At 55.7% G+C, this 1,430-nt stretch carries 1 rRNA gene; it reads right to left on the bottom strand.

Annotated elements, in window-relative coordinates:
* Nucleotides 1–39 precede the first annotated feature (39 nt).
* Nucleotides 40–1,430, bottom strand: a 23S ribosomal RNA gene (locus tag ACFWHU_RS38590); the annotation flags it as partial.

The raw sequence follows: 1,430 nt of genomic DNA, 5'->3' as shown, positions 1-1,430 counted from the left end.
TTCGTTGTCTCAGAACTAACACAGTGGACGCGAGCAACTGAGGACAAGCCCTCGGCCTATTAGTACCGGTCAACTCCACACCTCACGGTGCTTCCATATCCGGCCTATCAACCCAGTCGTCTACTGGGAGCCTTACCCCATCAAGTGGGTGGGAGTCCTCATCTCGAAGCAGGCTTCCCGCTTAGATGCTTTCAGCGGTTATCCCTCCCGAACGTAGCCAACCAGCCATGCCCTTGGCAGGACAACTGGCACACCAGAGGTTCGTCCGTCCCGGTCCTCTCGTACTAGGGACAGCCCTTCTCAAGACTCCTGCGCGCGCAGCGGATAGGGACCGAACTGTCTCACGACGTTCTAAACCCAGCTCGCGTACCGCTTTAATGGGCGAACAGCCCAACCCTTGGGACCGACTCCAGCCCCAGGATGCGACGAGCCGACATCGAGGTGCCAAACCATCCCGTCGATATGGACTCTTGGGGAAGATCAGCCTGTTATCCCCGGGGTACCTTTTATCCGTTGAGCGACGGCGCTTCCACAAGCCACCGCCGGATCACTAGTCCCGACTTTCGTCCCTGCTCGACCCGTCGGTCTCACAGTCAAGCTCCCTTGTGCACTTACACTCAACACCTGATTACCAACCAGGCTGAGGGAACCTTTGGGCGCCTCCGTTACTCTTTAGGAGGCAACCGCCCCAGTTAAACTACCCATCAGACACTGTCCCTGATCCGGATCACGGACCCAGGTTAGACATCCAGCACGACCAGAGTGGTATTTCAACGACGACTCCACCTGAACTGGCGTCCAAGCTTCAAAGTCTCCCACCTATCCTACACAAGCCGAACCGAACACCAATATCAAACTGTAGTAAAGGTCCCGGGGTCTTTCCGTCCTGCTGCGCGAAACGAGCATCTTTACTCGTAGTGCAATTTCACCGGGCCTATGGTTGAGACAGTCGAGAAGTCGTTACGCCATTCGTGCAGGTCGGAACTTACCCGACAAGGAATTTCGCTACCTTAGGATGGTTATAGTTACCACCGCCGTTTACTGGCGCTTAAGTTCTCAGCTTCGCCACACCGAAATGTGACTAACCGGTCCCCTTAACGTTCCAGCACCGGGCAGGCGTCAGTCCGTATACATCGCCTTACGGCTTCGCACGGACCTGTGTTTTTAGTAAACAGTCGCTTCTCGCTGGTCTCTGCGGCCACCCCCAGCTCAGAGTGCAAGACTCATCACCAGAAATGGCCCCCCTTCTCCCGAAGTTACGGGGGCATTTTGCCGAGTTCCTTAACCATAGTTCACCCGAACGCCTCGGTATTCTCTACCTGACTACCTGAGTCGGTTTAGGGTACGGGCCGCCATGAAACTCGCTAGAGGCTTTTCTCGACAGCATAGGATCATCCACTTCACCACAATCGGCTCGGCATCAGGTCTCA

It is taken from the genome of Streptomyces sp. NPDC060366 (genome assembly GCF_042725135.1).
In the GTDB taxonomy this organism is placed as follows: Bacteria; Actinomycetota; Actinomycetes; order Streptomycetales; family Streptomycetaceae; genus Streptomyces.
This window is presented reverse-complemented; position numbering and strand designations above follow the sequence as displayed.